Annotated in this window: 27 protein-coding genes; 8 read left to right on the top strand and 19 right to left on the bottom strand. The window is 60.4% G+C overall.

From position 1 onward, the window contains the following. The first annotated feature begins 2 nt into the window (after nt 1–2). The 6 genes from ACAty_RS09040 (at nt 3) to ACAty_RS09015 (ending at nt 5170) form a co-directional block, all read left to right on the top strand. Entirely contained in the window at nt 3–1283 is a 1281-nt protein-coding gene (locus ACAty_RS09040) for a TraB/TrbI/VirB10 family type IV secretion system protein (RefSeq protein WP_004872896.1), read from the top strand. Nucleotides 1284–1295: 12 nt separating this feature from the next. After that, nucleotides 1296–1589, top strand: a complete 294-nt coding sequence (locus tag ACAty_RS09035) for a hypothetical protein (RefSeq protein ID WP_004872895.1) — start codon at nt 1296–1298, stop codon at nt 1587–1589. Between the two features lie 4 nt (nt 1590–1593). Next, nucleotides 1594–2688 (top strand): ParA family protein, encoded by a 1095-nt coding sequence (locus tag ACAty_RS09030; RefSeq protein WP_004872893.1) that lies wholly within the window; start codon nt 1594–1596, stop codon nt 2686–2688. After that, a complete protein-coding gene (locus tag ACAty_RS09025; protein ID WP_004872891.1) occupies nt 2685–3989 on the top strand; it encodes a ParB/RepB/Spo0J family partition protein in 1305 nt (434 codons plus the stop codon). Before ACAty_RS09030 ends, ACAty_RS09025 begins: the two co-directional genes overlap by 4 nt. A gap of 100 nt (nt 3990–4089) precedes the next feature. Further along, nucleotides 4090–4446, top strand: a complete 357-nt coding sequence (locus ACAty_RS09020; RefSeq protein WP_004872889.1) for a hypothetical protein — start codon at nt 4090–4092, stop codon at nt 4444–4446. Continuing rightward, complete coding sequence (locus ACAty_RS09015; RefSeq protein WP_153801822.1) at nt 4436–5170, top strand: hypothetical protein; 735 nt, start codon at nt 4436–4438, stop codon at nt 5168–5170. The genes ACAty_RS09020 and ACAty_RS09015 overlap by 11 nt, the downstream gene beginning before the upstream one ends. A 101-nt stretch (nt 5171–5271) precedes the next feature. On the opposite strand, the gene ACAty_RS09010 is transcribed toward ACAty_RS09015, so the two are convergent. The 4 genes from ACAty_RS09010 to ACAty_RS14905 all read right to left on the bottom strand — a co-directional run bounded on the left by ACAty_RS09010 (nt 5272) and on the right by ACAty_RS14905 (nt 7751). Beyond that, nucleotides 5272–5721 carry a hypothetical protein gene (locus tag ACAty_RS09010; RefSeq protein ID WP_038472060.1) on the bottom strand — a complete coding sequence of 150 codons (450 nt, stop codon included), beginning with the start codon at nt 5719–5721 and terminating at the stop codon, nt 5272–5274. Further along, nucleotides 5718–6056: a hypothetical protein gene (locus ACAty_RS09005; RefSeq protein WP_004872885.1), complete on the bottom strand. Its 339-nt coding sequence runs from the start codon at nt 6054–6056 to the stop codon at nt 5718–5720. The genes ACAty_RS09010 and ACAty_RS09005 overlap by 4 nt, the downstream gene beginning before the upstream one ends. A 27-nt stretch (nt 6057–6083) precedes the next feature. Further along, nucleotides 6084–7007 (bottom strand): phage antirepressor Ant, encoded by a 924-nt coding sequence (locus tag ACAty_RS09000; RefSeq protein ID WP_004872883.1) that lies wholly within the window; start codon nt 7005–7007, stop codon nt 6084–6086. 105 nt (nt 7008–7112) lie between these two features. Next, nucleotides 7113–7751, bottom strand: coding sequence for an antA/AntB antirepressor family protein (locus ACAty_RS14905; RefSeq protein ID WP_051620772.1), 639 nt, complete (start codon nt 7749–7751; stop codon nt 7113–7115). Between the two features lie 263 nt (nt 7752–8014). Here ACAty_RS14905 and ACAty_RS08990 point away from each other — a divergent pair, with 263 nt between their 5' ends. Beyond that, the gene (locus tag ACAty_RS08990; RefSeq protein ID WP_004872878.1) at nt 8015–10588 is read left to right on the top strand and encodes a type IV secretory system conjugative DNA transfer family protein; all 2574 of its coding nucleotides are present in this window, start codon (nt 8015–8017) and stop codon (nt 10586–10588) included. 9 nt (nt 10589–10597) lie between these two features. Here ACAty_RS08990 and ACAty_RS08985 read toward each other — a convergent pair whose 3' ends face one another. From ACAty_RS08985 to ACAty_RS08950, 8 genes are all read right to left on the bottom strand, one after another. Further along, on the bottom strand, nt 10598–10930 hold the full coding sequence (locus ACAty_RS08985) for a hypothetical protein (protein WP_226824381.1): 333 nt from the start codon (nt 10928–10930) through the stop codon (nt 10598–10600). Then, nucleotides 10930–11133, bottom strand: a complete 204-nt coding sequence (locus tag ACAty_RS08980; protein WP_004872874.1) for a hypothetical protein — start codon at nt 11131–11133, stop codon at nt 10930–10932. The genes ACAty_RS08985 and ACAty_RS08980 overlap by 1 nt, the downstream gene beginning before the upstream one ends. Before the next feature lie 55 nt (nt 11134–11188). After that, nucleotides 11189–12394, bottom strand: coding sequence for a beta clamp domain-containing protein (locus tag ACAty_RS08975; protein ID WP_004872872.1), 1206 nt, complete (start codon nt 12392–12394; stop codon nt 11189–11191). 77 nt (nt 12395–12471) lie between these two features. Then, nucleotides 12472–13332: a metallophosphoesterase gene (locus ACAty_RS14900; protein ID WP_004872871.1), complete on the bottom strand. Its 861-nt coding sequence runs from the start codon at nt 13330–13332 to the stop codon at nt 12472–12474. Between the two features lie 19 nt (nt 13333–13351). Beyond that, a complete protein-coding gene (locus tag ACAty_RS08965; RefSeq protein WP_004872869.1) occupies nt 13352–13933 on the bottom strand; it encodes a lytic transglycosylase domain-containing protein in 582 nt (193 codons plus the stop codon). Nucleotides 13934–14206: 273 nt separating this feature from the next. After that, entirely contained in the window at nt 14207–15367 is a 1161-nt protein-coding gene (locus tag ACAty_RS08960) for a 3'-5' exonuclease (RefSeq protein WP_169737315.1), read from the bottom strand. An 85-nt stretch (nt 15368–15452) separates the two neighbouring features. Then, a complete protein-coding gene (locus ACAty_RS08955) occupies nt 15453–16715 on the bottom strand; it encodes an IS256 family transposase (protein WP_004868469.1) in 1263 nt (420 codons plus the stop codon). A 44-nt stretch (nt 16716–16759) separates the two neighbouring features. Then, complete coding sequence (locus tag ACAty_RS08950; protein ID WP_004872864.1) at nt 16760–17143, bottom strand: AAA family ATPase; 384 nt, start codon at nt 17141–17143, stop codon at nt 16760–16762. 210 nt (nt 17144–17353) lie between these two features. Between ACAty_RS08950 and ACAty_RS08945 the strand changes: the two genes are divergently transcribed. Continuing rightward, nucleotides 17354–17821: a hypothetical protein gene (locus tag ACAty_RS08945; RefSeq protein WP_004872862.1), complete on the top strand. Its 468-nt coding sequence runs from the start codon at nt 17354–17356 to the stop codon at nt 17819–17821. 1056 nt (nt 17822–18877) lie between these two features. Here the strand turns inward: ACAty_RS08945 and ACAty_RS08940 are convergent. The 7 genes from ACAty_RS08940 to ACAty_RS08910 form a co-directional block, all read right to left on the bottom strand. Continuing rightward, nucleotides 18878–19852, bottom strand: coding sequence for a hypothetical protein (locus ACAty_RS08940; RefSeq protein ID WP_004872861.1), 975 nt, complete (start codon nt 19850–19852; stop codon nt 18878–18880). A 418-nt stretch (nt 19853–20270) separates the two neighbouring features. Beyond that, the gene (locus ACAty_RS08935) at nt 20271–20726 is read right to left on the bottom strand and encodes a type I-E CRISPR-associated protein Cas6/Cse3/CasE (protein ID WP_070114635.1); all 456 of its coding nucleotides are present in this window, start codon (nt 20724–20726) and stop codon (nt 20271–20273) included. Next, a complete protein-coding gene (locus ACAty_RS08930) occupies nt 20668–21501 on the bottom strand; it encodes a hypothetical protein (protein ID WP_004872855.1) in 834 nt (277 codons plus the stop codon). The genes ACAty_RS08935 and ACAty_RS08930 overlap by 59 nt, the downstream gene beginning before the upstream one ends. Next, nucleotides 21501–22184, bottom strand: a complete 684-nt coding sequence (locus ACAty_RS08925) for a hypothetical protein (protein WP_004872854.1) — start codon at nt 22182–22184, stop codon at nt 21501–21503. The genes ACAty_RS08930 and ACAty_RS08925 overlap by 1 nt, the downstream gene beginning before the upstream one ends. Beyond that, nucleotides 22169–24349 (bottom strand): ATP-dependent DNA helicase, encoded by a 2181-nt coding sequence (locus ACAty_RS08920; protein WP_004872853.1) that lies wholly within the window; start codon nt 24347–24349, stop codon nt 22169–22171. The genes ACAty_RS08925 and ACAty_RS08920 overlap by 16 nt, the downstream gene beginning before the upstream one ends. 196 nt (nt 24350–24545) lie before the next feature. Further along, nucleotides 24546–25373, bottom strand: coding sequence for a hypothetical protein (locus tag ACAty_RS08915; protein ID WP_051620770.1), 828 nt, complete (start codon nt 25371–25373; stop codon nt 24546–24548). A gap of 358 nt (nt 25374–25731) precedes the next feature. Beyond that, entirely contained in the window at nt 25732–25953 is a 222-nt protein-coding gene (locus tag ACAty_RS08910) for a superinfection immunity protein (RefSeq protein WP_004872849.1), read from the bottom strand. Nucleotides 25954–25965: the final 12 nt, after the last annotated feature.

Raw genomic sequence — 25965 nt, 5'->3', positions numbered from 1 at the left:
CCATGGCGGACAACAGCACGCCTGCTGGCGAACGCTCCAAAAAGGTCCGGGGAAACCTGATCCCGGACAAAACCCAACTGGGTGCCCACCTGCGATCGGGCAAGATCGCGGCCTTCACCGTCGTGGGGGTCGTCGCCATCGCCGCCGGTGGCTTTTGGGCCATCGGTGCGCTGCACGGTTTTGGTGGTGCTGCCAAACCGGCGCCCATGCATCCCCACAAGGCGCCAGAAATAGCGCCACAGCCCAAGTCCGCTCCCAGCATATCGACCCCGAAGCCCAGCACGCCGTCGGCTCCGGCCAAATCGGCTGTTTCAAAGGCGAGTGCCGCTTCTGCTCCAGCAGAAGTACCACCCGTAAATGCGCCGCAAAACACACGGCCCAGTCCGCAGATGCTGGCCTTTCAGCAGGCGCTCGGACAGCAGGGTGGCTCCGGCGGAAAGGTGATTTCCTGGAGCGGCCCGTCAGCCGGTGAGCCGCTGTCCTTGCAGCCTACCGGCATGACGGCGTCCGATGCCCTGGCACAGTCCCTGGCGATGGCAAAAGCCGCAAGCCAGAAACCTTCAGATGCATCGGTAAGCGTCTACAGCACGCACCTGGTGCGCAAGGAAGTGAGTCCCTACGAACTCCTCCAGGGAACCGTCATTCCGGGGATTCTTACGACCGGCATCAAATCGGACATCCCGGGCCAGGTCACCGCCGTGGTTCCCCATCCCGTCTACAACAGCCTGAACGGCGCCTACGTCCTCATCCCGGCGGGATCCCGGCTCATCGGCCAATACGCAGCTTCCAGTGCCATGGGACAGACCCGGGTAAACGTCGCCTGGACCCGCATCGAATTCCCCAATGGCACCTATATCCAGCTGTCCAAGATGCCGGGGACCGCGCCCGATGGCTACGCCGGTTTCCACGATCTGGTGAACAACCACACCTGGACGATCTTCAAGAATGCCCTGCTGCTGTCGCTCATCGACGTGGGCATGGCCGTTGCGAGCCCGACGAGCACCAGCACGAATACGACGGGGGTGACTGGCAACCAGGCCCTGCAGGACGGCGAACAGGCCCTCGCCCAGACCTTTGGGCAGGCGGAGGCGCAGATGTTCCAGAAGTACGTCAACATCGCGCCTACCCTGACCATCCGGCCCGGATACGCCTTCAATGTGGTGGTCACCAAGGACCTGGTGTTCCCCGGTCCCTACCGGCACGGCACCAATCTCGTGGCGACTTCGGCCAATCCCCGATCGCCAGCCCAACCCACCACCATCGATCCGTATCCAGAACCGTAAAGGGAGACGAGCATGCGTTCCTACATTCATCCCCGGCTGCGCCGCGACCTCATCGCCGAGGAATGGCGACAGGATCCCGAAGCGCGCAATCACCGAGTGAGCACAGCCCTCGAAGCAGCCAGCCTCACGGATCTGGTGCGTATCGGGCTGCGCAGGGCAAGCCGCATCCACCCCTTGCCGCCCTACGAACCCTTTGCCATTTCCATCACCCCAGCCGCCCAGGAAAAGCTCCTCCGGCTGGAAGCGGAAATGGGAAAGCAGATCAGCATCTCCGCCATCGTCCAGGAAATTCTCAAGGGAGAGTGAAACCATGGCCCAGATTTATGCCTTTGCCAACCAGAAGGGCGGGGTAGGGAAGACCACCCTGTCCGTCCACCTCGCCATACTCGCGCACCAGTTGGGTTTCAATACCCTGCTCGTCGATCTCGACCAGCAGGGTAGCGCCACCTTTCTGGTTACGGGCGATGGTAGCCGCCACCACACCCTCGATGGGACGGTGCTCGATATCTGGGATCCCCTGAAACGGGCGCCTTTGCAGGAGTCCCCCATCTTCGGATTCGACTTCCTGCAGGCGTCCATCGGCCTCGATCGGGTCGATCGCGACTTCAACGCCGCCCTCGCCGCCCTGAAGCGCCTGCACCTGCTCGAAAGCGGCAGCGGCCCCTACGACGTCGTCGTCATCGATTGCCCCCCGGCACCCAACACCCGCCAGTTGGCTCCCCTCTTTGTCGCCAACGTCCACGCCCTTCCCGTGACCCCGGACGCCCTGGGTACCCAGGGGCTCAAGTCCATGGTCTCCCTGAGCCTCGGAGACGTGCTCCCCATCAACGAGGACCTCAAGGTCCGCATCCTCATCAACCGCCTCAAGGCCAACTCCACCAAGAACAAGGCCATCGCCGACAACATCCTGAAAAGCCTGCCCGAGTTCACCTTCCCCTACATCCTCTTCGACCGCGAGGACGTGCGCTCCGCCCTGCGTATCGGCAAGCCCTATTGGGAAGTCTGCCGCGACCAGGCCCAGAAAACCGCCTGGTACCAACTGTTCCTGGCCCTGCTCGAATCGACTCCCATACCCGATATCGGCACCGAAGTCCCGGAACCAGAGAACGCCGACGCCATCCTCGACACCCAGTTCTCCGCCCGTGGCGGTCCTGCGGCCCCTGGGGGGGGCAGTCCTGCGGCCCCTGCGGGGGGCAATATGCCTACGGCAGGGGGAGACCCCGAAGTGGCTGAGCCTGAGGATGGGGAAGTGACCCACGACACGTACATACCCGACGACGATGATGGCGAGGAAGCATCGGCCCAGATAGGCGAGGACGATGGCGAAGAAACGTCTGGGGAAGCGGACTCCCAGGACGACATTCTGGACCAGTTGAGTCGCGAAGCCGAAGGAGGCACGGAATGAGCAAGGCCAATACCGACTTGATGAGTGGCCTGGATCTCAGCGAGATCCGCTCCGTACTCAAGAAGGACACGGCCCCATCGCCGGAAAACGGGGGGATGCAGGTCCTTTCCCTGGCCCTGGACGCGGTGGAGCCGGATCCCAACCAGCCGCGGCGGCAGATGGAAGCGAGCGGCGACGGCCAGCGCCTCGAGGACCTGGCCGAGAGCATTCTGGAACACGGCATTCTCAACCCAATTACGGTCGAGAAGGTAGGTGAGAACCGGTACCGCATCGTCTCCGGCGAGCGGCGCTACCGCGCGGCCACTATTGCCCGAGACAGCGGCAAGCCCTGCGCCCGCGCGGGATACGATCTGACGAAGATTCCCGCCATCGTCATCCAGACCCAGGGGGGCCAGAACCGGCTGGAGATGCAGCTCGTCGAAAACATCGCCCGCGAAGACATGAGCGACGACGATATAGCCGAAGCCCTGCATATCCTCATGGATACCTGCGGAATGAGCAAAGCCGATGTGGCCCGGCGTCTGGGGCGAGACCGGGCCTGGGTAAGCCGCATCCTTTCCAGGACCAACCCCGAGGCCAAGGCCCTGGCGGCTCGTCTCGGAATATCTCTTCCGGACATCGGGGCCTTCGAACTGAACAAGCTGCTCTCCTGGCAGGGTGGCGACAAGGATGGCTGGTTGGACGACCTGGCTGAGGCCATCCGCGACGGGACACCATTCAGCCGCACGCTGATGACGGAGATCGAAAACCGGCATCTGCATCCAGATCCGGTATCCCGGGATCCGGTATCCCGGGATCCGGATTCTGACAAGCCCGGCGCACCGGATGGCGATACCGGCGAGGTCGTGTCCGACGAAGTCGTATCCGACGAAGCCGTGTCCGGCGATTCCGCCACACCCAGCCACAGCGCGGCGGAAACCGTATCGGAACCGGTAGAGGATGCCGGTCGGGATGCGATGCCGCTTGCTGCTGGGCAAGCGCCTGCTGCGGCGCAATCGTGCCCGGCGCAGCCGCTTGCTGCGGCGCAGCCGCCGACAGAACCGGATACCACCGAAGTTGGGGAGGAAGAACAGGACGAGGAATCGGACGGTGCGGGTCATCTGGACGAGGAACGGTCCCGGAACCGGCCCGATGGTGTCCAGGAAGCGCCGGTGGTCGGGGATGCCGACACCAGGACCATCACCCTGACCGTCCCCTACGCTCTGGCCGCAGCGATCGTCGCGCAGGTGGACGGCGAAGGTGGGGAAGTGACGGCGGAACGGCTTTTGGACGCCTTGCAGCGGATGGCTTCGGTGCAGTGAGGTCGAAGGTCCATCTTGCTGGATATTTTAGCGAAACGAGCACAAAATATACGCTTATTCCCAGCCCCAAAATCTGGGTTCGGAAAGGGAGCAGAGTGTCATGTACCCGGAAAGGATCTCCGCACATGAGCGCCGTATTCTGGAGTCCGATACGGTATTGCGGGAATCTCTGGAACTGGCCTGGAAGCGTGTTCCCGTGACACGCTGGCCGGAAAGGCATCGCCGTGCCATGACGGCAGCCCTGGCCGAAGTGCGGAGTCCCAATCGGACGTCGGCCCAAAGTGCCCGTACCATGTCCTCCATATTGCCGCGTTGGGGGCTCGATCTTTCCGTACCCCAGGAAAAGACTCCCGATCCCGATCCAGAACAAACGGCGTACAACCGGGACCGGATATTGGCGGATTTTCTGGAGGGTCTGATTCGCTTTTATGCGCAGGGTAGAAAACGTGGAAAATAATCGATCGGCTGTGGACTGGGGGAAAACCAAAGAGATACTCCGGGATTTATTGGACGCTCACAAAGGGGTTAAAAGTGGGGGGCAGGTGGTGCTGGTTGGTGGCAGCGCCATGCTCGCCATGGATATCCGCATTTCATCCGGTGACATAGATATATTTTCGCCGGAGATCGACCCCGATTTAACCTTGGATATAGAGAAAAAGTATCAGTGCTCCCTGGGGGATAGTTTTAGAATAGACCACACTCCAACAGAAAACATTTGGGGGAGTATACTTATACGTGACATACTGGAAAACTCCCCAGTCATCGATAAGATGCAAACGGAGAGCGGATGTTGGACGATACGCTGCCTATCCCCGGAAACGTTGTTTTTGGTAAAGATGGAGTCTGGGAGAGCAAAAGATGAGGCGGATTTGGAGCTAATCGCCAAATCAACGTCCGCAGAAAAATTGTGGGCCAGGTTTGTTGAGGTTGTGCGCTGGGTACCCGATCGAAACGCCTTGTTGGGATTTTCAGACAGATTGGTTTCTCATGTGCAGTCGCTTTTTGATGTCGCCCCTGAAAAAACGCTAAATGCCATTCGGCAGTCGCTTCCGCGCGGGGTGATAGATATGCTCTCTGAAAGCTGGAATACAAATGCCAAAATACACGATAGCACGATGCCAGAAAATAAACCTAAAAGCAAAAATCGACAGTACAACAGGAACGATATGGATCTGGAATAGCCGTGTTGGAAAATAAACTACAAGAGCACCGAAATCTCGACCGAGTGTCTTACGGATAATTGCAAGTCAGAATACACCAAGATTTACCATCAAAAAATCGTTTACTCCGCATGCTCACGCAAGGCCGCCAACCGAGCTTCCAACCGCTCTATTTCTGCTTCGCGGTTCTTCCGTTCCTGCTCTTTCAACGCTTTGAGATGCGCATCCCATTCACTGGGAGAAATCAATCCCAAACGATGTTTCTCCGGCATGGTTAGTGGAGCGCCAAAATCCAGGTAAGCGTCACCACCGTCCAGACAGCTAATTTCTGCGCCAACCACGAAATAGTTACCACCATCGAACAGCAAAACCAGCCGGTCTCCCGCTTCCCGGACATCGATGATGGTTTTCCCTTTACACTGATGAAGCTCAAGCTGGCCACCAGAATTGGCAGAGCAATCGGGAGACAGGCGGCGGCACAACTCCGTTAGAATTGGATCGTCGCTATCCCGGCCAAGGTTCACCAGTTCGTCAATGGACAAATTCCCCAAGGGCAAACGAGGATCGTTCATTTCTGCAATGCCCAATCGTACAATAACTGAGCCGTGTCCACGGTCATATACCGCAGGGCCAAAGACCGGCAAGTTTCGCCCTTCCGGATCAGGAGATAGATGCCCGATTCTTCGAATAGGGCCTCGAAAGCGTGTCCTGCGATCTCTCCCTTGATCAAAAGGTCTTTTGACCCATTGCTATCCTCGACGATTTCCTGAAACTGGAAGACATTGGGATGGAAGGTAACAAAATCTTTGGCGAGCGCCAGTTGCCTGGGCAACGCATCGGATATGAGTCGATCCAGTTTTTCCAACGGAGTCTCTTCCAATCCAGTGACCACGAAACGCATTTCCATTGTTTCCTCCTTTTCGATCTGACGTAGTCAGTGCAAATCCAACGCACGCTGCCCGCGCTTGCGGCTCGAGGCCAACCGCGCCTGCCGCTCGCGGCCTTTGCGATCGAGCGCCTCGCGCACGTCGGCATGTTCAATGAGCCCTATACGCCAGAATAACTGGCGAATCGTCCGGCCCGCCTTGAGGGACCGGTTCGGTACCTCCTTGACCACGGCGAAGGGCCAGCCCTTGTCCGTCGGGGTCCAGTCGAGCGGTTCGCCTTTGGTGTGCGTCTGAAAACCCAGATCCGCGAGAATCCGGTTGACGGTGGCACCGTCCTCTTTGCCGCTGGCATAGACAACACCAAAGCGCCTGGCGATGTCCGTCGGCCGCAACTCGACCTCCTGATGCGGGCAGGGCAGGGCGAGGGCCTCGGGCGGAAAGAGGGGAGTCAGTTCGATACCGAGCCGCAGTTCGGTGTAGGCCAGCGCACTCAGGAAAGCCTGGTTCTCGTGCATCCCGGGGACGGTCTTCTGCACCTCGGTGAGAAAGCGCAACTCGCGCACGATGAGATCGCGGTCCATGCCGTGCAGGTACTGGTCCAGCGGACTTTCGGTAATGAGCCCACGGCCTTTCGTCTGCGCCTGGAGCCGGTGCAGTTCCCTTTCGCAAGCGATGAAGTACCGCCGCGCCTGCCGGCCCCGCTCGGTGCGCTCGACCATCGCGAGTTCCTTGGCCATGTCGAGGGTGAGCAGGTAGTCCTTGCTGGGACGACCACCTTTGGGTTTTTCGGAAACTTCCGAAAAACCTATAAAGTCATGATTTTCAATGAATCCGTATTGCGCGATACGGTCCTTTATCCAGGTAGCAAACTTGTCTCGGTTCATCAAGAAGGCATGAAGGTCCCGCGCGTTCACCGCAAAGACCTCTTCGCCACCAATCATCTGCCGGGTTACCGGAACCAACGCTTCCATCCGCACTTCCTCCATAGAACAATCGGGCCGTCTAGGTATAGCGAACCCCCTGAGCAAGAATGGCCGACGTACAGTCACCTCTCAGATAAAGCACGGATAGTCTCGTCACTTCACCGTTTTCCTGTTTTGGGTGGTCAACCGTGCTCCCGATCGGAACCACTCCCCACGGATCCGCAGGTACTGGTTTTTCAGATGGGCAAATCGCTCGTCCTGGAATCGGTCTGGAGCCTCGATCTTTTCCACGAGGACCAGGCGCAGGTCGGCGTCGTTACCGACCCGTAGCTGTTTCAGCCGGGCCTCCGGGTCTTTGGAAATACCAATCTTGATGTTGCCCGTATCCGGGTTTTTTATGGCATACACATACATGGGATGAGGAATGTCCTCCGGCAGTTCGATGTTCCGAATGGCGTCCCACAGAGCGCAAACATCCTGCACGGATTCGATAAATTTCTGAACAACCAGAGGACGCGAATTTTTTTCTTGAGCAACGATGAAAATAGCCGATTTCAACGATAGATGATATTCGGTTTTTGGTCTCCCCCCAGCGGAACCTTTGCCACCAGCTGAGCACGTTGATATAGAAAAATCGATGTTTTCAACTAGGCGGTGTTGTTTGATACGTTCTTGAATCCAGGCCGCGAAGACTTTACCCACATCCAGGAACCCATGCAGATCCCGCGCGTTTACAACGAGCATTTCCTCATCACCAATCTTCCGGCGAACCACAGGAAACACATCTCCCATTCGGCATTCCTTCTGCTGCATCCTTGAGCCGTCTATGTATAGCAACCCCCCTGAGCAGTCCTGCCGGCGGCACGCCCGCCCCGCGCAGCAGTCCTACGGACGATAGTCCTGCGGACGGCAGTCCTGGTCCTGCGGACGGCGGGCTGCGCCCGACAATATGCCCCCCGCAGGGGGTCCTGCCGGCGGCACGTCTGCCCCGCGCAGCGGTGCTATATCGCGGGTATTCGGCTATACCAAAGAAGATGCGTTTTTTTGGATGAACTATGGCCAGCGTTGTCCACAGACCCGAACAGAATATCCTCGATTACCGCGCCCAGCAGAGGATCCGTAATGCCCCCACGCTGGGGCTGTTTGCTACCGCCATGACCGGGTTCTTTGCTTCCTATCTGGGCGCGAGCCTCGGAGTGCATATAGCCATCCCCGAGATCTACGATCCCAACTTTTTCCCCGGATACGTCGCCAAGCCCTTTTTGGGGCTACCGGTCTTCTCCCCCTGGGAACTCGGCAAAATGGCCTACGCCGAATGGCAATACCCCATGATGCAAAAGGCCACGGAGATTGCCGGCGCCATTGCGGCCGTGCCGACCCTGGCCATGGGGATATGGCAATTCGTCCGCTCCCAGCGCCTCTGGCAATCCCAGTACCAAACCGACCTGCACGGCTCCGCGCACTGGGCAAGCCGCGACGAAATCGTCAAGATGGCTTTGCTCCCGGATAAGGGCTTGCACCCTGCAAAGGGACAAAAACCCTCCAAGCGGGTCTGCTACGTCGGCGGCATCCCCAACGAACGCGACGAGACCGACTACCTGCAGCACGCCGGCGCCGAACACATCATCTGTTTCGCCCCCACCCGCTCCGGTAAAGGCGTGGGCCTCGTGCTGCCCACCCTCCTGGGCGGCTGGCAGGAAAGCGTCGTCGTTCACGACATCAAGGGCGAAAACTATCTGCTCACCGCCGGCTGGCGCAAATCCATCGGCCAGAAGATCCTGAAATTCAACCCGGGCTTCGGCATGGCCGCCGATCCCCTGAACGGTATGGAAGCCGACAACAACGGCGACCTGGGCACGAAGGAACAGTGCTGCCACTTCAATCCCCTCGAAGAGGTGCGGGTCGGCACCCCCTTCGAGGTCAAGGACGTGATGAACATCGCCACCATGATCGTCGACCCCGACGGCAAGGGTCTCAACGACCACTGGCAGAAAACGGGCTTTGCCCTGCTCACCTCCGTCATCCTGCACGTCCTGTACGCTGAGCCGGACAAGACCATGCGCGGGGTCGCCGCTTTCCTGAACGACCCCGAACTCGAGGACGTCGATCAGGCCTTCGACAAGATGATGGATACCCAGCACCGGCCCAGCAATCCGGTGCTCCTGAAACAGTGGACCGCCCTCTACGGCAATGCCACCGTCCACCCGGCCATCGCCCAGTCGGCCAAGGAAATGAAAAACAAGGCCCCCAACGAAAAGTCGGGCGTCATCTCGACCATGATGAGCTTCCTCTCCCTCTACCGCGACCCCATCGTCGCCGAGTGGACGGAATACTCCGACTTCCACATCACCGACCTGCAGGACGCCGATGCTCCCGTCTCCCTGTACCTGGTGACCAGCCCGGAGGACAAGAACCGCCTCAAACCCCTCATTCGTCTGGTCATCAACCTCATCGCCTCGAAGTTCACCGCCGAAGACCGCCTCATCCCCAAGGACGGACGTATGATCTGCAAGGGAAAACATCCCTTGCTCCTGCTTCTCGACGAGTTTCCCTCCCTGGGCAAGATGGATATCTTCCAGGACGCCATCGCCTTCTTCGCCGGCTACAACGTCAAGCTCTTTCTCATCACCCAGAGCAAATCGCAGCTGGAAGACGAGGGCCGGGGCTACGGCAAGTCGGGCGGTTCGGTCATCATCGAGAACTGCCACGTCCGCATCTTCTACGCACCCAACGACGTTACCACCGCCGAATGGCTCTCGAAGATGCTCGGCAAGAAAACCGTCGTCCTCGAAAACGTCACCCAGAGCCTCGAGGGCAGCGTCCTCCCATCGCCAAAGGGTCAGAGCCGCAGCCTCAACTACCAGGCCCGCGACCTGCTCACCCCAGACGAAGTGCTGCGCCTGCGCGGCCCCATCAAAAGGGGTTCCAACATCGTCAAGGCCGGCGACATGATCGTCATGGTCGCAGGCTTTGCCCCCGTCTATGGGCGCCAGATCCTCTACTTCAAGAATCCCACCTTCCTCGAACGCGCCCAGATCCCACCACCGGCAACCTCGGACGAAATCAGCGCCCGCGCCAAGGACTACTACGCCAAACTCCTGGGCCACGACAAACCTACCTCCATCGAATCCACCAAACCGGACTTCGATACCTTCGAGGAATCCGACTACACCGACACCCCCCCTGCGGGGAGCAGTGCTGCGGACGGCAGTCCTGCGGACGGCAGTCCTGCGGGTCCTGCGGACGGCAGTCTTGATCCTACGAATAGCGATACCGCCCCGCGCAGCGGTGCGGACGGCAGTTCTGCTCCGCGCAGCGGTGCCCCGCGCAGCGGTGCCGACGGCACGTCTGACACGCGCAGTGGCGATCAGAATGGTGGCGGCGGTGGTGGATTGGATACCGGGACGATACTGGAAGAGGGTGCGGACGAGGATGCTGAGGACGGAACCCTGGACGTGGAGGTCTCCGACTCCGTTACCGATCTCACCGAAATTCGCGCGTCCTTCATCGAGAAGTTGCCGGCGCGGCTACTGGAAGCCAGCGGCGGTGCCGACGCCTGGATGCAGGATACCCAACGTCTGGACCGGCGCGCCGACAAGTCGGAGTTGAGCGGGATGCTGAAAGGATAGCCGCCGAGATTATCGGAAAACGTCCCCAAGGCTACTACAGGAATACTCGACCAGCGTGCTGCACAGCAGGAGAAAGATGCTGGAAAGGCAGCCGATCACCATGCGCATCAGGACCTCCAGGACGGCATAAAGAAAGGAAAAGTTTTTGGGTTTGAGCAGCGATCCGAAATAGGTTCCTGTCTGGTGTGTCGCCAACAGATAAACGACCAGGGTGCCAAAGGCGTACAGAAAAAGGCTGAACAGCGGCCATGACACACACGCCAGAATCCAGCGATTCCTGAAAATTCGTTGCAGGAACCGCTGGTCACAAACCATTCTTCGACGATCGTCCAGGTCAGTCATTATCCAGACGCTCTGAGCCCATCGGTAATGGGCGCGACCCGGCCAAATCCGTCCTGCTCGTCTTCCGCGGGGCCACGACGCAACTGAAAGGTGTTATCCCCTTTCCACTCCACGTCCCAGCCGATGGTGGACGCCATACGCCGGACGATCCGTGAGGCTTCGGAAAGGGGCAGGTCGTCTTCAAGCACAATGTCGATTTTCATTTTCAATCTCCTTCGGCAAACTGCTAATAAAACCTGCTGCAGTACGTCGACCTTCCTATTCCCGAATCGGCATGACGACCAGCACGCCACCGGGCACTTCCGCAAAGGTCGACGTCGGGTCTTTCTCGGACACATCGAAACGCAGCGCCATCTGCGGATCCTCCGTATCCTCGGAACCCTTCGTGGTCTCTTTGACGGAATCCACAAAATCCATGAGGTACTGGACGTTGAAGCTGTATCGCAGGGGTAGGGAACCCGACCATTGGGCGGGAATCTGGTCTTCGGCCTGGCGTTCCTCACCCTTTGCTGCAACGGAAAGCAGGTGATCGGGAGCCGTGGACAGGGTGACCGCCTGGCTTTCGCCCACACCGATGGTGGCGAGCGTCAAGGCCCGCTGAAAATCGGCGATGGACAGGGATAGCACATCCTTTCTTTTCTCCAGTTGCGCCAGAATCGTGTCCAGACTCGGATAGCGCCCATCGAGAGAGGTCAGCCACAGGCGCAAACCACCCCCCTGAAAAATCACCCCAGACCGGGTCTGCGCGATGGAAAACTCCGCAATCTTCTGGCTGTACAGGAGTTTCATCCAGGCGGAAAGCCCCTCCACCGGCAGGATGGCGTCCAGCCCCTGCGGGGAGCAATCCCCCTGCGGGGAGCAATCCCCCTGCGAGGCTGCGCTATCGTCGTTTGCGGAATCCAAAGGCGGGGTGTACTCCAGAGAAAACCGCGCAGCACGGTGGCCGTCCGTCGCCTCCAGCACCAACAGGCTTGCCTCCTGCTCGCCAACACGACGAATCTGCCAATGGATACCGTTCAGGTACGTGCGCGTATCGTTTTTGGCGACACAGCGGCGCAGGGAAGGGAAAATGCGCTCCAGATCCTGGGTCTGTACGCGGATCCAGGCACTCGGCAGAGGCTCTGCCTTCACCGGATACTGCGCACCGTCGTAGACGGGCAGACGAAAACGTGACCGCCCACAACGAATCTGTCCCTGCTCCCCAAACTCCACCAGGGCACCGTCGGGCAGGCTCTTGGCGATGCGCTCCAGATCCCGCGCGGGATAAGCCTCTGGCGCGAACCCAAAACTGCGCTCCTCCTCGTCCAGAAACCACTCCAGCTGGGTAGTCGCATTACCCAGGACCACCCGCTGGTCTTCGATGAGTACGTGATCGTAAATGGGTTGTACCGAATTGCCCTTGACCAGGGCAGCCGACGCCGTGGCGATTTTCCGCAGGGTGTCGATGCTGAGTTGCCGCTCCATGAAAGCTCCTTGGCGATGGTTTCTATTCCGAGCACAGATTGTCTCGTCCGGTATAGCCAAAGGGCAGGGCACACCGTCTAGGCTATCGTGATACTCGAGAAGGCTTTCCCATCGAAGTGCCAGCCTCGCTGTTCCCGATGACACCACAGGCTCAGTCCATGGCGCCCATTGGGTTCGGCTTCGGCGCGATAGGCCCCAGTATCCAGAAAGACGTGGGACGCCCGGCGCAAAAGCTTGGGCGGGTTCTCCCGCAATACCGTGATGGTGTGACCCACATAGGTGGTCGAGAGGGCCGGATCGTCGCGATCGGGGAAATCGTCGCCGCAGATCCGCAGTTCTCGCCCCCAAAGCACGGCATCGATTCCGTCGCCGATTCCATCAAAACCAGCGATGAATCGCTTTTCGGACCAGATCCTCTGCTGCTCTTCCTCGGGAGCATCCAACAAGGCATCGCTCCAGGGACTGCTTCCCAGAAGTTCTGCGTGCGCGACATGAAAGCGTTCCGATGGCGAATCCTGTATGGTGGAACCCACAACCAGCACCAACGGAACCCGCTCCAGAAGCGGCAGGAATTCGCTGGATCGGGTAAAACGGCGGACCCACTTCCAGCCCTTGTTGTTGACGAAAGCATCCTCATACCGACGGCAACGCGCATCGATTCGGCCACCGTATATCCAGGCGATGAGCATGGCATCGTGGTTACCCAGAACCGGGTAGAACCAAGGCTCCCGCAGCAGTTCGAGACACCCCTCGGAATCCGGCCCACGGTCCACCAGATCGCCGGTAGAGAACAGCCGGTCTTGGGCACCATCGAAGCCCACATGGGAAAGCATGGTGTCCAGCATCGACCGGCAACCGTGAAGATCACCGACGATGAAGTCTCGTCCTCGCGCGTTGACCTCGTGGCGCTGAACCTTTGGATTGGTGAGAAAGCCCAAGTCGTGATCCTTTTCTGGACTACCATTTCAGAACATACGCCGCCGACACGGAAGCTCTGGGTGGCGACGCCGCAGATACCGTAGGCGCTGTCGACCAGCTAAAGACGGTCGCGAGGGGACGATACACCATTTTCCCGGAAGATTGGACGTAGACCGGGATCCCCGCCGAGCGCAGGACGGTGTTCGCATAGTGCGCGTCACCCCAGAGGTGGCCAGAATTGTAGGCCTCGAAGGCGTGGTAGAGGGCCACCTGACCCGGGCCGAAGCGGGCTGCTGCGCGGGCATAGTCCGATTGCAGTATCTTCGCCCCAACCCGAAGATTGGTGCAGGCATCGAAGGCATTTTCCGGCGTCAGCCCATAGGCCGCAAAGTTTTCCGTATCCACCTGGGCGATCCCCACGTCCACCTTCTGGCCGGCGGCAATGGCCCCCTGCAGATAGGCAATCGCCGCCGCGCGGTTGGGCGGCAGGATGCGTTGCCCTGTGGTGTTGTTCCACATGGCGAGTGGATTGCCACCGGACTCGACCCGCACGATGGCCGACATCGTTTTCGGGGCCACAAAGGGCGCGCACTGCGCGATGAGGGTATCGAGGGGGAGCACTAGCGGACGGTCTCCCGATCGGATATTGAGGCGACCTGGAAGAACCGGTGACTGGGAACCCGATGCACCGTCCGACAGTTTCGGCAACGCAAGACGTGAATCGTCTTGCGGTCGGCCAGCCGATACCAGCCCCCGCGCTCCCAATCCCGTCTCCCGCATACGGGGCAGCGGTCCCCCGGGTTTTGCTCATGTACGTGTGGATTATTCACGGGCAACTCCTGCGCTACCGATTCCTGTCTGGTATAGCGGAAGGCGAGGGCGGGGCGATGGTGCTTACGCCGCTACCAAAGGACGGGCGTTGCACAGCACCTGCTTGGCGCGGGTCTTGGCGACGTACAAAAGGCGCTTTTCCTCATCGCTTTCCAGGCGCTTGGGATTGAACAGTTCCTCGCTCACGAACACCCGATCGAATTCGAGGCCCTTGGATTTGTGGGCCGTCGTCACGGAGATATCCACACGCCCCGTGCTCCGGTCGAGGTCCACGGCCCGTTCCACCATGCGCTCCAGTTCCTCGATACCGTATTCATCGACCAGCTTCACCAGCATGCGCAGATCCTGGCCCATGTCGGTCTGGGCGAATTCCCGAAGTTCCTGCTCATTCTGGAAATACACGAATTCGCCACTGGGATTGCCCTCGATCAGGTCCTGATATCCTTTCAGGAAACTGCGGATGGAGGATGCACCGCACAGCCCTACACGGCGACCCGACATCAGCCCACTCAGGGTCTGCTGTACCGCCTCGGCGTTGGTGCGAACGACAATGGCGCGGCTACCGTTCCCCCCAGCAGACGGTAGTTCTCCGCATTTCCCCATCCGGACCAGCGACGATTTTTCTGGATTCCCGCGCAGATACAGCCTGGAACCGAGCAAATCCAGTACCTCGTTGGCGTCGTCCGCCACCGCCTGACCAAAGCGAAAGGACAGGGTCAGCGTCGATTCAGGCAGGTCGAGGCTCTCCATGGCGTTGGCCGCACCGCGCCACTCGTAGATCTGCTGGTACGCATCCCCGACATAGAACACGGGGATCTTTTGCGACTGGGTGAGAAAGAGCATGAGCGGATCCGCGTCCTGCGCTTCATCGAAAAGCAGATACCGATACCAGCGCCCCAGATCGGGTTGCGACAGCACGTATTCGCGCAGATAGAAGTCGTGGACGATGGGGGTTTCCCCTTTTGGGTCTTCCATATCGTCCCAGACCCGCCGTGCGAGCGATAGCCCTTCTTTTCCGATCTGATGGCAAGTGGCCCGATGCTGCTCCAGAAGCGCGATATACTGCCGCAGATGGTCCCGATCTTCCCCATCCGGCATGTACCGATATTCCTCCAGGGCCAGACGGAATTTCCTGTCGATAACCCGGCAATAATCGCTACTGCGCACATGCTGGGCTTCGATCTTCGGGTCGACGGTGCGCAGAAAGGCACGGATGGTGCGCATGGCCGTTTCCGCAATGGCGGCAGCCAGATCCCCGTTCACCCCGAGCTATGGTCAAGATTGGTGTATGAGCATTTGCTAACACGATTCAGGCGGCGTCCTGTTGAGGATCCAGCCGGGTTTCGTTGGCAGGCATCCCATCGACAAATGTCACCCCGGCAAAGAGCTCGCGCAGTCTTTCCGGATGCTGAATCCCGCGCCAGTGTCTCTCTGCCTGCTGGATGAGCTTGTAGCTCAGGCCAAGGAAAGTGGCTCGAGAGACACAGTTTTTAGTGCGGCTGCTGCGTTGCCGTACGGTGGCGAAGGTCGATTCGATGGCGTTGCTGCTGCGGATATGCCGCCAGTGCTCTGCCGGGAAGTCGAAGAAGGTCAGCAGCACGTCCCGGTCCTTCTCGAGCTTTGCGACCGCTCTGGGATATTTGGCCTGGTAGTCCCGCACGAAGGCTTGCCAGGCTTTCTCCGCAGCTTCACGGGTGTCGGCCATCCAGATCGCCTGCAGGGCGGCCTTGGCTTTCCCCTGAAGGCGCTTCGGTAGCTCGTTGAGGATGTTGGCCGTCTTGTGCACCCAACAGCGCTGATGACGGGTTTGTGGGTAAATCTCGTCCAGGGCGGCCCAGAAACCCATCGCCCCATCTCCTATGGCCAGTAGTGGCGCCTCCTGCAGCCCGCGGTCGCGCAAGTCCCGCAGGATCTCTAGCCAGGAGGCTTTGGACTCCCGTAAACCGTCGGTGACCGCCACGACCTCCTTCTTGCCCTCGGCCGTCACGCCAATAATGACCAAGAGACACATCCGGGGATCGTCCTCCGCCCGCAGCTGGGTATAGACCCCGTCGGCCCACCAATAGGCGTAGCGTTTTCCCTGTAGAGACCGGCGCTGCCATTGGGCATGCTCTTGCGCCCATTCGACTTTCAAGCGTCCCAGCACGGCCGGAGAAAGCCCCTTGGCCTCCTCGCCCAGGAGAACAGACAGCGCCTCGTGCATCCGTCCCGACGATACCCCGTGCAGGTACAACCAGGGGAGCGCTGCGGCCACGGTCCGCGACTTGCGCACGTAGGGCGGTACCAGGGAAGAACGGAAGACCACGCCCGAACCGGAGCGGTCTCGCACCTTGGGGACCTGTACAGGCACGGGGCCGACCGCTGTCAGGATCTCCCGCTCCGGCAGATATCCATTCCGCACGACGGCCCGGCGACCATCGACCATGCGTACCGCGGCATACTCCTCCAGCAGCACCTGCACCTCGCCCTCGATGGCCTGTTGGATCAGCTGGCGCGCGGACCGCCGCAATAAGCCCTCGATGTTCAGGCCCAACTCTCCCATTCCTCCGTCGAAACCAGTACTCTCTTGCATGGCGCACTCCTCATTCGTTGCGAATCGGATCCAGAAACCCTTTTCTAGCAACAGTGCGCCACCCTCCTCAAGCTAGTTGTAGACCTCCCGTACACCAGATTCGAGCATAGCTCGTTCACCCCAAAACGCCGGCGCAAGAAACTCCCCGTCAACCGCGCATGCATACGGTTTTTGTACTTGTAGCCACACTCCCGATAGGCCAAGGAATGGAAAGTCCGGCTCTCGCATTGCGTACCCCGGAATCGCTGCTTGGCTTCCGCAGCGATGGCGGCATTGAATGCGAGGTACAGCCCTCGGCGATTGCCCATGGCCTTGGCGATAGCCACCAGCGTCGAGGTTTTGCCGGTACCGGCAAGAGCCGACACCTTGAAGCTTTCCATTTTTTGGGCCATGGCAACGGCCTTTTGCTGTTCGTCGGTCAATTGCATCGTGTTGGTCCTGCTCGTCCTGTCCGTCTTTTCCCGTATAGCGCAGATCGTCTCGTCAGCGGAAGCAGCACCCGATCGTCGTTCGCGTATTCCTGGGTATAGCGAACCCGCAAGGCGGTGACCATTCCATGCACAAAATCCCGACTTTTTGAACAAAAGCGTTTTATGTTACTCTAACCTTGCGATTTTGGTGGAAAAAAGGAGGCCACCATGGAAAAGCGGTCGCATCACGAATGGGTACATCTGCCGTATCGTCGGGGAGTGCAGATGCTCGAAGAAAACGGTGTTCGCGTGCTCGGGCAAACGTCCGCAACACGGTCCGCCTGGGCCGGCATTTCCCACGCCGAAGGCCAGCCCCTGCAGGTTTACGGGATGCTTCTGGTCGAGCACGACCAGGAATACCTGCAGGTGCACGCGGCCTTTTTCCGCCGGATCGGCCAACGGGACAAAATCCGGTTCCTCTCCCGGTTTTTCCAACAGGCCTTCGCCCGTTGGGTGGAGTGCGACCACTTTTCCCTTTCGGAATCGCCGGTCGTTCACCTGGGCCACAGCCCCAAAGGCATAATGCTCACGCGGGACATGGACCTCCCCACCTGGATTCGTGGGCGATTGGCTAAACCGGGCCGGGCGGTCTGTCGAGGAAAGGACGAGGGAACCCTGCGGCGGAAAACGGCCTGAAAGGCCCGTCGCGGGTTCCGGTTTTCCCCCGCGCACGCGGGGACGACGGCCAGAAAGTCGATTATTTGCGCCATGGTGTACGGTTTTCCCCCGCGTACGCGGGGACGACTTCTTGAGCATGACGGGAGACCTGGCCGCTTGTGGTTCTCCTCCGCATACGCGGGGACGGCGCAATGTCCGAAGCGTTTCCGCTGATATCGACTGGTTCTCCCCCGCATACGCGGGGACTACTAGCGTGGGCGGCGCGGGGTCCGGTACGGTTGCGGTTCTCCCCCGCATACGCGGGGACTACAGATTCGCTATCAAGAGTCGGGTGCTGGCTCGGGGTTTTCCCCCGCGTACACGGGGACGACAATAGAGAACGCTCTCCAATCTCCTGCTTTCTCGGTTTTCCCCCGCGCACGCGGGGACGACCCATCGCTGGAATGGTGTGCATGAGCCGCGTACGGTTTTCCCCCGCGTACGCGGGGACGACTTTTGGGAAATGTCATCCCCCACCGCAGCGCCCGGTTTTCCCCCGCGTACGCGGGGACGACTCCTCCACATGGCGGAACAGGGAGCTCAAGGCGGGTTTTCCCCCGCGCACGCGGGGACGCCGGGTCCGCCCCTTGCGCATTGGTATAGCGATGAGGTTTTCCCCCGCGCACGCGGGGACGCCGGTGAATGACGGGTACGAGCGGAGTCCGGAGCGGGTTTCCCCCGCACATGCGGGGACGACCGCCGCCCGGTTTTGTCCCGGTGATCAGGTTTCCACCGCGCACACGGGGACGACACGCCACCGGCTGCGTTCCGCGCCATACTGTAAGGTTTTCCCCCGCGCACGCGGGGACGACGGCCCACAAGTGGATGAGTACGCCGCTGATCCCGGTTTTCCCCCGCGCACGCGGGGACGACGGCCTGCACCACGGTCGCGTCGGTCTCGAAGCCAGTTCTCCCCCGCGCACGCGGGGACGACGCACACCTGCGCGCGCGATTGGGAGATGCCCACGGTTTTCCCCCGCGCACGCGGGGACGACTCTATCTCTCAACACTCTGTTTTTATGCGATTTTCCACACTCACTCCCCCTCCACCAGCGCGGGCAGGCAATGGAAATCCATCCCCGGAAAACCCGCCTTCGCCAGCCGGTCGAATTCGGATAGATGCTCGGCCAGCAGACCATCCACACGGAATTCTCCGCGCCGCAGGGTGAGCGTTCCGGCTTCCGCGCTTTGGGGGCCGTTCAGGATATCCTGGCGGATGACGCTGGCGTTCAGTTCCATCGCCAGCTCACCGCGCCCGACCGCCTTGTGCGCACCGATGACCGGATCGCTGGCGAAGTAGCGCAGACCAGCCAGTACCGCGCCGGACTGGAAGGGCGTAAACCTGTGGATCTGGTAGCCCCATTCGCACTCCACACCAGCCACGATCTCCTCCCAGGGGCGCTCGCTGATGTGCTTGAGGCCCGTGGTCTCCTTGTCGGCCTCCGACCAGTCGTCGAGACGCTGGAGATAGTCCTCCGCATCCTCCTTGGTCAAGGCGTCCACCAGATCCTCTTCCAGCGCCTTGCGCACGAGGCCCGACGCCACCGTGTAGGTCTGCCCCTGCGCGTTGGGGATCGGGAAGGCGTTGCGCACCCGCAGCATGGACGGGATGGTCCACACCCCAAAGAGACCCAGCAGCGGGTTCTTTTCCCGCACTTCCTGTTCCATGCGCAGGACGTCCTTGGCTTTCATTTTGCCGTTGCTCCGGCCTGGGAGGGTTCCCTTGTCCTTTTTCCGCTGCGCAAAGAACCCTTTGTCCAGCATGAGCAGGGCGTCCAGGCTCAAGCTTTTCCCCTGCGCTTTCATGGCTTCCTGCACCACCCGTATGGTCCCGTAGCGCAGGACGTGACGAAAGGTGGATGCCGGCAGGTAGCGGTTCTTGCCGACCGAAGGAAGCCGCTGCGGTGCCCCCTTGTCGTCCGACGAAAACGCCGCTCCGGGCGGCGACACCGCGATAGGCGAAACGGCCAGCAGTTTTCCCGAAACATCCAGAGTTTCCAACATCGACATATCGTGTCTCCTCTTATCAAACGAACAAAAAACACCGATTTCGGTGCGAATCCCCCCGCCGACGCGGGGACGACCATGCCCGCGGCAAATGCGAAATGCGAAGCCTTCCCCCGCACATTGCGAGGACGAAAACGCAGCAAATGCGAAATGCGGACTGCAAGGAGGATTTCCCCCGCACACGCGGGGACGACGACCAGACCTGCCCCAACTTTTCAGCATCATTAGGATTTCCCCCGCACACGCGGGGACGACGTCGGCTGGTAGCGGGAGCCTCGACTGCACCTCGGATTTCCCCCGCACACGCGGGGACGACCCTATTGCGCAACACACGGTTTCCGTTAGGAAAATCCTATCGGACAAACGCACGCTCGATTTTGAAAGAACGGTTCGCTTTCCGCCGATCGACGGAAAGCCGCGATCAACCCTGCGGAATCAGCATTCCGCAGCCAAAAGCCTTGTACCGACCGATGCCGCTCCGGTAGGACTGGTCGGCGTTTTCCCGATCCACCACCTGCGCGGTGAACACCGTATCGACGACCGTGAGACGTCGACCGTGACGGATGGTCATCTCCATCGACTCGACCTTCTCGATGGAGCGTAGGACCCAGCCGTGGCGCTCCAGCAGGGACGCGAGCCACCCGCGAAATTCCCTGGGCTTCACGACCCGCTCCCGATGCTCACGGCGCATCACCGGGGCCAGCAGGGACCGCATCCGCCAGACCTCCGGCGTGGCCGGCAAGGGCTCCGAGCGGGACCGGAACACGATGGCGTCCCTGTACGGCGCGAACAGGAAATCCCGCTCGTCCACCGAAGCCTTACCCGCCCAGATATCCCAGGCCTTCTTGTGCAGTGCTTCTCCGTCCAGAATCTTCATTTTCTGCTCCTCTTTTTCTTCTCGGCCTTGGTCTTTTCGCCTCTTCGCGGTCCACCACCTGCCGCAGGAAAAGCCGGTTGTCGCCGTGCATGGTCAGCACCCGGAAAGGGGCTTTTCCGCGCACGTCCTTGAGAAAACGCACACGCTCGGCAAGATCCTCGGGAATACCCCACCTCGCCCAGTCGGACCAGGGCTTTTCCCCCAAAGGCAAGCGGCCCGCCTCGCGGACGAGCGCGAGATCGAAGGTCCGCATTTCGCTCTTGTCCCAGAAAAACAGCATGTCGGACGTGGACAAACGCATCATCCGCATCGACTCGATCTTGTTCTGCCCAAGGCGGACGAAAAGGAGCGGGAAAGCGAACTCCCCATCGTAGATTCCCCGGTACAAGGTCTGAAATGGGTTTTCCGCAGGGTAAAAATCCATCCCATGGGCACGGGCGTTCACCACAAAGGCGTCGTCCTTGCGGCTCGCCTTGCCAATGGGTGAACGAAAACGTCCGTTCGCGTCCAGCACCCAGGGATTCTTCACGATGCCCGCGAAAGACCGGTCCTTACCCGTGGTGAGAAAATGGTCGGGTGTCGGCGCATAGAAAGACGTGCACGCGAGACACCGGAAAATCCGATGGTTCGGGCGTTCATCGTCGTAGCCCCGCCCCTCCGTGCCGCAGATGGAGCACACGTCCTCGCGTTGCTCCCCCCAGTCGGGGGCCGGAAAACGATGTCCCAGCCGTTCGTAAAAGAACCACACGGCTTCCTGTAACGGTGTCCGTTCCATCAGCGCACCCCCACCGGATAGGGCACCCGAGCGGGCACCTTGGGCATGCTCCAGTAGGGGGCCTCCAGCGCCGACAGGGATTCCTGACCATCCACACCCGTCCAGTCCATGGGCACGGGACGGGTCAAGCGGTTCAGGGGATCGGTGTACACCCAGAGCGCATCGGCATCGCCTTTTTCCTCGAGTTCCACGTGCTCGATCTCGCCCCAACCCACGGAATGCCCTGGCCCCAGGAAAGGCTCGACACGCAGGAGATACAAAACCCGCTCGGGATCCGTGGAACGGAAGCGGAAATGCAGTTCCCGCGCGTTGCGCACGACGGCATAGGCGTCCCCCGTCGCCTCGGTTTCCTGACCGAAAAAGGCGTTGATCTGCGTTTGCAGTTCGTCCGGAGACAAGTCCGCCATTTCACGAAACCCACCATCCCGCAGGAAAAGCCGAAAGACGGGCACCCGCCTGGGTGCGGTGCGGGAGAGAAAAAGGGCGTCCTGGGGATTGTAGCCGCCCCCACAGGCCCAGAGTTCGCCGTCCCTTTCCAGAGGCATGCGCTCCCGCGCCGCATCGGTATCTCCCCCCGTCCAGAGGCAGAGGCGATGCAGCAGCACGGCGTCCAGACCGGAGTAGAAACCCGCCTTGCCCATGGCGATGGGCGTTTTGCAGCGCACTTTCAGCACGTAGTGCATAGCAGCGCCCCCTCCGATTCAACCAGCGACGATAGGGTTCCGTCGCGCAGGAAAATGTCTGCATTGGATAGCTGCCCGCGGAACCGCGCCGGCACGGACTGGCTCCACCGCCGCAGGGCGGGATGCGCCGGTATCTTTTCGGCGGCCTGCACCAGATGCTCGCCGTCCTCCAGACCGGCGGCGACAAACAGCAGGCCGTTCAAGGCGTCCGTTGGGAAAAGCACGCGGGGATCCAGCATCCACACCCGAACGGTATCCCGTTCGTCGCGGATACCGCGCCCAAGACCCTGGCGCAGACGCCGCAAGGCCTTCTTGGCCGACTCCCACACGAGTTCGGCACGAACCTCTTCTTCGGTGCGCCAGACGGCCTTTTCGCCACGCTCCCGCTTCTTGCGGGCCTGCTCGGCCTGCCGCGCGAGCCGCCAGGCGATTTTCCGCTCCTGAAGCAGAGGCGAGTAGGGCGGAATGGGAACCCTCGAAATGAGCACGTCCTGCATCCAGGGCTTTCCATCGAGGCGCAGATTGACGCCTTCCCACAGGCTCGGGGTGATGACCACCCGAACGTCCGGGTCCTGTTCGATGCGCTGCACGAGCTTCGCTCCGGGCACGTCCGGCTGGTGGTACAGGATGCCATCGTGCAGCCGCGTTTTCCCAACTTCCAGCCCGCGTCGCTCCATCCATCGGGCGATGTCCTCGAAAGAGGGGGTGAGCAGGAGCTTGTGGTGATCGTCGATGCCGAGAGCGTTCTCGACATAGGCCAGCCACTCGGGATTCCACATCCGCTCGGAAAGGTCCTCATCGTCCACCAGGAAAGGCGCACCGACCCGGGGATCGGGCAGGACGAAAGTCATGGAGCCAAACCGGTCCGGTTCGTAGCGGCTCGTCAAGAAGGGCTGGCGAAAAAGACCAAAAGTCTGGTGAACGAAATCCAGCTTTTCCGTCATGGGATCGGACAGGGTGGCCGATACCAGGACGACGCGGGGGAGAAAAACCTCGTCCTCACCAAAAGCCACGAACAGCTTCCCGACGAAACGCTCCGGCTCCAGATCGTCGATATGGAAGGCGGGCAGATGGCGGATGGGCGAATAGACGACATCGACGGTTTCCCCGCCGTCGAGGCCCGCCAGCACCCGCTGAAAATTCCGGCGCGCAGACGGACTGGGCAGCAGCGGGATCAATCGATCCAGATGACCACGTAAAGCCGCGCTTTCCTCGGGAAAACGCGCTAGCCACTCGGACAGCAGGGTTTCCCGATACTCCAGCGTCTCCCCCAGTTCCCGGAGGAGGTCCTGAATCGCGTCAGCTTCCTGTCGGGCCTCGGCGAAATCGAACTCCCTGGGATCGGGATACTGACGACGCAGGTCGCGAACGACGAGCGAGGCCCGCAGGCGGCGGGACAGCAGGGACTGGGCCGCCGAGATCAGCTGATCCGCCTCATCGACGACCACCGCGTCGAGATCGCCCAGAAGCCCAGTCTTCAGGGCACCGTGAATGAGCAACGTGGCGTGGTTGGTGATGACCACATCGGCGGACTGGGCCGCCTTGGCGTGCGCCTCGTACCACGCATGCGGCTCGTCCTCCCGCAACGCAAAATCCTCTTCCGCCAGGCCGGAAAACTCCGGCATGTCCGGATAAATCTCCCGCCAGGCGAGAAAGGTGGTGTCCAGCGGATCGGTGGATTCGTCCCAACGGTCCACCCAGGCGAAGAAATCCTCCCACGCTTTGGGCAAATCCGTTCCTTTCAGACGTTCCCGCCAGAACGCGACGCGCTCGCGGCTCACAAAGTTCTGCCGACCCAGCCGGATGGCGACCTGGAGATCGAGTCCGTCGAAAATCCGTTGCTGCACCAGAGCCAGATCCTTGGCCACCTGCCGCTGCTGAAAGCGGGTGTAGGTGCTGATGCCCACCCGCTTTTTGTGTTGGCTGGCATACTCCAAAAGCGGAACGAGATAGCCGATGGTTTTCCCGACCCCCGTACCCGCTTCGATGAACCCGCAGAGGCTGCGCCGGCAGGACAGCGCCTCCCCATCACGGCTTGTGATGGCTTCGGGTTCCGGCAGGGGTTCCACCAGACAGTGATCGACATCCTGCGCCACACGGATTTGCAAGGACCGCAGGCGCAGCCCCGCTCCAGCGAAGCGGTCCAACGTGAATAGCTTGCTCATATCCAATCCTTTTCTGTTGCCCGATGAGGTATAGCCAAAGGCCGTGGCACACCATCCCTGCGCTCATAGCGCGGATAGTCTCGTCACGCCGCGCATCCACCCCCTACTGCAAAACATCAACCTCGATGGACGCGCGACTGACCAAAAAAAAGACGCCCATAAGGGCGCCGAAGAGAGGAGGAGAAGGGAACATCGATCAGAAGCTGTAGGCCAGGCCGGCACCGACGGCAAACTGGTTGCTGGCGCTGAACGGCTCATAGAAGCCGTAATTCAGGTTGCCGCCCGTGTAGTCGTAGTGGGTGTAGTCCAGGTTGCCAAAGAGGTGGAGGCCGCCCATCAAACGATAGTCGGCATCCATGCCTACCCGCTCTTCGCCGGTGGTGCCGAAGTTGGCTGTTCCCAGAGGCAGACCGTCCAGATTCGGCGTCATCTGGCCATCCACCACCGCAAGGAATTCCGCATTGGCTCCCAGTACGAGACGCTGTGTGAGGGCATACTGGCCCTTGACCCCAAGCCCAGTCAGAACCGCCGAATAGTCTTCGGTGTAGCCGTAGGGTCCAACCAGATGCCGATTCCAGTGCTGATAGCCGATGGCCACATAGGGCGTCAGCATGGCGTTGTCCGTGATGGCAAAACCCTTGCCCAGACGGCCCAGGATGCGGTACTGCGTGGAATCGTCGGTGGTGTCGTAAGGGGTGGCCGTTCCGGTGCTGAGGTTTTCTACCGCACCGTGGTAATCGATCCCGCCCGAATTGTAGCTGAACTTGACCTGCCCATAGACGTTCGAAAGGCCCATCAGATCACGCATAACGCTGGCCTTCACCTGAAAGCCGGGAGTCCAGCCGGATTCCGTATCCGACGGTCCGGGCGTGATGTGCTCCTGGTAGTTGAACAGATTGCCCGTCACGGCAATACCGGCCTCGTTGTTGGTGGCCACGATGGACGAAATCCCGTCCGACGCCGTGCCGGCCAGAGCCATAGTGGAGATCGCCATGAGCACCGAACCCAGCAGCATCTTTTTCATATCCATACCTCGCAGAAGATCGTTGGCAACATCGCCTATCTGGTATAGCGAGGGGTCGTGGCGCACAAGGAAAATCTCTATCCGAGTACAGCACTACGGATTATGGGGTGATAACCAATAGGCCCAAATGGTATTGCTAGATCATCCCCGCATAATCTTTCGTGGCTTTCAGTACAATTCAGCGTTGAGCAAAAATAAAATCCCCCATATCGTCGGGGGGGGTACGGCGCGGTCCCTTGAGCGGAGTTAAAGCAAAAACCCAATCCCGCGCTGCCGCCGTTTTTTCTCAAACAGACACCGTCGGCTGGTCTGTGGATCCCTATCCGGTATTACCGGCCCCGGATCCCTGGGGAGCAAACTAGCGATCCTCTTTCCCGCTATGGATGACGATGGTCGTCGGACTGTCGTTGGACAAAGCCCAGATCAGGGCGATGACCCAGCCCACAAAAAGCCAGCCCAGCAACAGGTTCATGACGAAAATCGCCACGAGATTGGACTTCTTGCGCAGATAGGCCAGTATTGTCGGCAAAAAGTAGAAGGCAGCGAAAAGGAAGGCAACGAGAATAAAAAGGGTGACCAATGGGGCATCTCC

It is taken from the genome of Acidithiobacillus caldus ATCC 51756 (assembly GCF_000175575.2).
Lineage (GTDB): Bacteria > Pseudomonadota > Gammaproteobacteria > Acidithiobacillales > Acidithiobacillaceae > Acidithiobacillus_A > Acidithiobacillus_A caldus.
This window is presented reverse-complemented; position numbering and strand designations above follow the sequence as displayed.